General features: G+C 75.1%; 6 protein-coding genes. All 6 read right to left on the reverse strand.

The genetic code is table 11. The features are described from left to right. Positions 1-52: 52 nt before the first annotated feature. A complete protein-coding gene (locus ACWEJX_RS37165) occupies positions 53-1,153 on the reverse strand; it encodes a polyprenyl synthetase family protein (protein ID WP_451611826.1) in 1,101 nt (366 codons plus the stop codon). Continuing rightward, positions 1,150-2,580: a hydroxysqualene dehydroxylase HpnE gene (hpnE, locus tag ACWEJX_RS37170; protein WP_451611827.1), complete on the reverse strand. Its 1,431-nt coding sequence runs from the start codon at positions 2,578-2,580 to the stop codon at positions 1,150-1,152. Before hpnE ends, ACWEJX_RS37165 begins: the two co-directional genes overlap by 4 nt. Then, the gene (locus ACWEJX_RS37175; RefSeq protein ID WP_451611828.1) at positions 2,577-2,813 is read right to left on the reverse strand and encodes a hypothetical protein; all 237 of its coding nucleotides are present in this window, start codon (positions 2,811-2,813) and stop codon (positions 2,577-2,579) included. Before ACWEJX_RS37175 ends, hpnE begins: the two co-directional genes overlap by 4 nt. Continuing rightward, on the reverse strand, positions 2,810-3,760 hold the full coding sequence (gene hpnD, locus ACWEJX_RS37180; RefSeq protein ID WP_451611829.1) for a presqualene diphosphate synthase HpnD: 951 nt from the start codon (positions 3,758-3,760) through the stop codon (positions 2,810-2,812). The genes ACWEJX_RS37175 and hpnD overlap by 4 nt, the downstream gene beginning before the upstream one ends. Further along, the gene (gene hpnC, locus ACWEJX_RS37185) at positions 3,757-4,680 is read right to left on the reverse strand and encodes a squalene synthase HpnC (protein ID WP_451611830.1); all 924 of its coding nucleotides are present in this window, start codon (positions 4,678-4,680) and stop codon (positions 3,757-3,759) included. The genes hpnD and hpnC overlap by 4 nt, the downstream gene beginning before the upstream one ends. Before the next feature lie 334 nt (positions 4,681-5,014). After that, positions 5,015-5,656, reverse strand: coding sequence for a TetR/AcrR family transcriptional regulator (locus ACWEJX_RS37190; protein ID WP_451611831.1), 642 nt, complete (start codon positions 5,654-5,656; stop codon positions 5,015-5,017). Between the last annotated feature and the right edge of the window lie 120 nt (positions 5,657-5,776).

Consider the following 5,776-nt stretch of genomic DNA (forward strand, 5'->3'; position numbering starts at 1 on the left):
GTGCCGGGTGGCACCGGCCGGCGACTGCGCAGCTATATCAGAGCGATGGTGATCATCTCTTCCGTACGACGACGAAATCGGCCAGTGCCGTGAGCTGGTCGCGGACCCGGGCGGGCATGTCGACCTCGTGCAGGGCCCGGATGGCGATGGCGTGCTGGCGGCGGGCCTCCTGGGAGGTCCACTCCCGGCCGCCGGCCGCCTCGATCAGGGCTGCGCGGGCGGCGAACTCCTCCTCGGAGAAGGAGTCGAAGTCCGTGCTCTTGGCGTCGGCCGCGAGCAGCTCGCCGAGCTCCTCGGAGGCCGGACCGCCGGCCGCGAGGGCGGCGACGACCGGCAGCGACTTCTTGCGCTGGCGCAGGTCGGACCAGGTCTGCTTGCCGGTGGACTCCGGGTCGCCCCAGATGCCGAGCAGGTCGTCGACGGCCTGGAAGGCGAGGCCGAGGTGGTAGCCGTACTCCTCCAGCTTGTCGGCCGTGCGGTCGTCGCAGCCCGCGAGGACGGCGCCGATGGAGGCGGCGCAGGCGAGCAGGGCGCCGGTCTTGTTGCCCTCCATCTCCAGGCACTCCTCGACGGTGACCCGCTCGCGGTGCTCGTAGGAGATGTCCTGCGCCTGCCCGTCGATGAGCTTGCGGTTGGCGGTGGTGAGGCGGCGGGTGGCGCGGCCGGCCTCGGCGGTGCCGAGTTCCAGCAGCAGCTCGTTGGCGAGGGCGGAGAGCGCGTCGCCGACCAGGATGGCCTGGGCGGGGCCGTGCACCTTCCACACGGTGTCGCGGTGGCGGCGCTGCTCGTCGCCGTCCATGAGGTCGTCGTGGAGCAGCGAGAAGTTGTGCACCAGCTCGACGGCGACGGCGCCGGGGATGCCGACCTCGGGGGCGGCGCCCGCGGCCTCGGCGGAGATCAGCGCGAGGGCGGGGCGGACCGCCTTGCCGCTGTCGCCCTCGGTCGGGTTGCCCTGGGCGTCGATCCAGCCGAAGTGGTAGGCGGCCACGGTGTCCATGGGCGGCGCGAGGCGGTCGACGGCCGCCCGCATGACAGGCGTGGACAGGGCGCGGCCCCGTTCCAGCAGTGCGGCGACATCCGCGGTGTCGACGCCCGGATTCCCCGGGGGCACAGTCGGCACGGTCTCTCCTCTAGTTCCGGTACTCACACTCATGCCGCCTCCTGTAGCGGGTGGTCGTAGTGGCGGCCGAGTGCGGAGAGCGCGGCGCCCGCGGCGCTGAAGCCGCTGCGGACGGCACCCTCCATGGTCGCGGGCCAGCCGGTGGCGGTCCAGGCGCCGGCCAGGTAGAGGCCGGGGGCGTGGGTGCGGGCGCCGGGCCGGAGCCGGCCGACGCCAGGGGTCGGGGCGAACGTGGCGGTCCGCTCGCGGGTGACGAAGAAGTCGCGGACACCGGCGCCCCGGGCGGCGGGCAGCAGTCGCTCCAGCTCGGGCAGGTAGCGCTCGCGCAGGGCGGCGACCGGCTCGTCGATCTCGTCGTGCGCGGCGGACTGCGAGAGGGCGAGGTACTGGCCGGGGCCGGTGAGCCCGGAGGAGTCGGTGCGGTCGAAGACCCACTGGACGGGGGTGCCGAGCGCGGCGAAGAACGGCCGGCGCAGCACCTTGCGGTCGTAGATCACGTGCACGTTGAGGATCGGCGCGGTGCCGATGTCGAGCAGCCGGTCGGGGTCGTCGAGCGCGCCGTCCGGCAGCAGTTCGCGGGTCTCGCGCTGCGGTACGGCGAGGACGACGGCGTCCGCCTCCAGCGTCTCCCCCGGCACCTGGACGGCCCAGCGGCCGTCGCCGGTGCGGCTGATCCGCTCGGCCTTGGTGCGCAGCTCGATCCGCACGCCCAGGTCGTCGAGGGCCTTGCGGGCGAGGTCGTCGTGGAGGTGGCCGAGCGGGACGCGGGCCCAGCCGATGTCGGCGGCGCCGCTGTCGGAGAGCAGCCCGGTCTTGAACACCTTCGCCGCGAGGCCCATGGAGGCGTGCGGCGCGAGGGCGTTCAGCGTCGCCACTCCCACCAGGTCCCACAGCGCCTCGACGGTGCGCGCGGACTGGCCGTGCCGGCCCAGCCAGGTGCCGAAGTCGATGCCGTCGAGCGCCGGGTCGGCCGGATCCAGCTTCTTCAGCGCGAGCGCGGCGCGCGCGACGCTCGCCCGCTCGCCGGGCGACAGATGCGGATACGTCGCCAGGCTCCGCGCCAGATGCAGCGGCACCGGCAGGGCGTCCCGCCGCAGCCGCCCGAGCCGCGGCCCACGCGGGTGCGCGACGTCGAGCACCGGCACGTCGAGGCGCGGCTGGACGGGCGCGAGGTGCGCGCCGCCGACCCGGTCCAGGAACCAGCTGTACGCGGTGCAGCAGCGCAGGTACACGTGCTGCCCGTTGTCGACCGTGAGCTCCCCGCGCCGGAACGAGGTCGCGAGCCCGCCGAGCCGCGGCCGCCCTTCGAGCAGCGTCACCCGCAGCCCGGCCCCGGCCAGCTGCAGCGCGCTGGTCAGCCCGGCGAGTCCGCCGCCGACGACGACGGCCCTCGGCCGCCGCTCACCGTGCCCGCGCACGTCGGCCGCTCCCCCGGTGACCCGGATGTCGTCGGCGGTCATGCGGCCTCCTCTCGGAACGTCGTGTCCAGGGACGCGGTACGGAGGCCGCGGGTTGTCCGGGTCCTGCCGGCCGCACCGACGGCCCGTCCGGCGCCGCGGGGGCGGCGCGCGGCCGACTCGCCGTCGCGGCGGTCAGCCGACGGCGAGGCGTCGTACGAGGGGTGCGCGGCCACCCGCGCCGTGGCGGCGTACGAGGAGTGCGCGGCGGCCCGCGGCGGCGCGGCGTGGGTCACGCGGGCCTCCTCGACGTGCGGCGGGAGATGTGACGGGCGTCGAAGCCCGAGAGGCCGCGGACGGCGACGAAGGCCTTCTCGCGGCCGGGGAGGGAGACGCGGCCGCGCAGGACGGCCTCGGGGTCGCGTTCGATGCGGTCGAGGAGGCGGCGGTAGATGCCGGCCATGGCGGCGACGCAGGCGCCGCTGCGGCGGTCGAGCATCGGGAGCAGCCGGTAGCCCTCGGCGAAGAGGGCGCGGGCGCGGCGGACCTCGAAGTGGACGAGGCCGGCGAAGTCGGCGCCCGGCGGCGGGGTGTCGGTGCCGAAGCCGTCGGCGCAGCCGAACTTGGCGAGGTCGTCGGCCGGCAGGTAGGTGCGGCCGTTACCGGCGTCCTCGCGGACGTCGCGCAGGATGTTGGTGAGCTGGAGCGCGAGGCCGAGGGTGTCGGCGTACTCGGCGGCTCGTTCGGACCCGGCGGCGCCGGGCTGGGTGCCGAAGACGCCCAGCGAGAGCCGGCCGATGGCGCCGGCCACGCAGCGGCAGTAGACCCTGAGGTCGTCCCAGGTCTCGTAGGTCGCGCCGCGCACGTCCATGAGCACGCCGTCGATGAGCTCGTCGAGCCCGCCGAGCGGGATCGGGAAGCGGCGGGCGGCGTCGGTGAGGGCGACGGCGACCGGGTCGGTGTCGTCCTCCTCGATCTCGCCGGCCCGGACGCGGCCGAGGAGCGCCCGGGTCGCCTCCAGGCGGTCCGTCTTGTCGGCGGGTGCGAGCGGCCCGTCGCCGATGTCGTCGACCCGCCGCGAGAACGCGTAGAGCGCCGACATGGCCTGCCGCTTCTCGGTCGGCAGCAGCCGGATCCCGTACGCGAAGTTGCGCGCCTGCGCCCCGGTCACGGCCTCGCAGTAGCTGTACGCGGCCTGGACCGGCGCGGACGGTTGGGACTGTCCCTCCACTGTCCGGCTCACCCCTCTCTCCGCGCCGTGAGCAGGACGGCGCCCGCCCGGCGCATCAGACTCGGTTTGGCGGCCTTGGGCGGCCCGGACAACACGTCGAAGCCGGCGGCGGCGATCGCGTCGAGCGCCGCGTACCCGCCGGCGGTGAAGCCGGCCAGGAGCAGCCGGAGGCGGCCGTGGACACTGCCGACGAGCGGCACGCCGGCGTCGAGCAGTCCGCGTGCCCGGTCCGCCTCGAAGGCGATCAGGGCGCGCACGGACGCGCCGGCCGTGGGCCGGGCGAGGTCGTCCTCGGTGACGTGGAAGCGCTTCAGGTCCTCGGCGGGCAGGTAGATCCGGTCGCGGCCGAGGTCCTCGGCGACGTCCTGGAGGTGCTCGACGATCTGGAGCGCGGTGCAGATCTCGTCGGAGCGGCGGATCCGCTCGGGGGTGGCGGTGCCGGTGATGCCGAGGACGAGCCGGCCGACGGGGTTGGCGGACAGCTCGCAGTAGGCCACGAGGTCGTCGTACGTCTCGTAGCGGCGGATCAGCTGGTCCTGGCGGTTGGCGGCGACGAGGCCGAGGAACGGCTCCGGGGTGAGCCGGCAGCGTTCGACGGTGGGGCCGAGGGCGCGCAGCAGCGGGTGCCGGGCCGGGCCGTCGGACGGGTCGAAGACGCGCATGAGGTCGGCCTCGAAGGCGTCGAGCACCGCGAGCCGGTCGTCGGCGTGCCCGGGGTCGACGCCCAGGTGGCGGGCGTCGGCGCCGCCGGGCGCGAGGTCGCCGTCGCCGATGTCGTCGACGAGGCGGGCGAAGCCGTAGACGGCCATGAGGTCGTCGCGCCAGGCGCGCGGCAGGAAGAAGGGGGCCACGGGGAAGTTCTCGTCCGCGGCCTTGCCGAGTGTGGTGCGCGAAGCGGCGTCATCGGGGCGCACCTGCCGGGTTCCCGTCACCGGCCGCTGCCCGACGCGGGGACGGCGACACCCTCGTGGAGCTGGAGATTCTGCGTCATGGCCGTCACATCTCCCGTTCTACACCGCGGATCCAATCCATCCTATTTCGGACACGCCGCCGACCCTTGCCCATGGCGCACCGCCCGGCCGCCGGGGCCGTGGGACATCGCCGGGGTATCGCCCCACTTGCCGCGAAACAGACCGGTCCAGCTTACGTTGCACGAGGTGATGTACCGCGTCCGGGGGTGGGCGCAACGCGACAACGCCGCAGGGCACGTCAACCTTCCCCCGGCGAGGGGAAGTTCACGGAATGTTGACGGTCTCCCGGAGGCGCTCAGCAGGCCCTGGTCCCGGAGACCACCATCGCCAGGGTGGATTCGACGACGTCGTCCCGGCGCTGGGCGGGCAGCCGCCGCAGCGGGTCCTCCAGGAGCAGCAGCGACAGTCCGTGCACGGCCGACCACGCGGCGGCCTCGGCGGCGGGCCGGGCGGCGCGGGGCGGCCGGGCGGTCGCGGCGACGGCCGCGAGGGCGTCGGTGAGCAGCGTGAACGCCCGTACCTCCGTGGTTCCCGGCCCCTCGGCGGCGCTGTCGGCGTCGTCGGCGCCCGGGGTGCTGAAGGCGGACCGGTAGAGGCCCGGCTGGGCGACGGCGAAGGCGACGTAGCCGCGGCACAGGGCGGCGAGCCGGGTCTCGGCGGCGAGGGCGCAGTCGTCGGCGCCGGGGATGCGGGTGGCGGTGCGCTCCATGGCGTCGGCGAGGGCGCGCCGGGCGTGTTCGCGGACGGCGGCGAGGAGCTCGCCGCGGCCTTCGAAGTGCCGGTAGGCGGCGGTGGGCGAGACGCCGACGCGGCGGGCGGCCTCGCGCAGCACGACCCGTTCGGGGCCCCCTTCGGTGGCGAGGTCGACGGCCGCGCAGATGAGGGCGTTGCGCAGGTCGCCGTGATGGTAGGTCTTTCCTCCCGAAATCGCTGCCATGGGCTCATCCTGCCCGATGTTGACCGCATGAACATTCCGGCCGGGTCCCCGACGCGCGAAAACCGGACGCGCCCGGGCACGAAACCGCCCCCGCCGATCGAATCGGCGGGGGCGGCGGAA

The sequence above is a fragment of the Streptomyces sp. NPDC004788 genome (assembly GCF_053601115.1).

Bases quoted from the DNA above. Each gene is read 5' to 3' on its own strand.
- ACWEJX_RS37165 (WP_451611826.1), bottom strand. From the start codon at position 1,153: ATGAGTGTGAGTACCGGAACTAGAGGAGAGACCGTGCCGACTGTGCCC.
- hpnE (WP_451611827.1), bottom strand. From the start codon at position 2,580: ATGACCGCCGACGACATCCGGGTCACCGGGGGAGCGGCCGACGTGCGC.
- ACWEJX_RS37190 (WP_451611831.1), bottom strand. From the start codon at position 5,656: ATGGCAGCGATTTCGGGAGGAAAGACCTACCATCACGGCGACCTGCGC.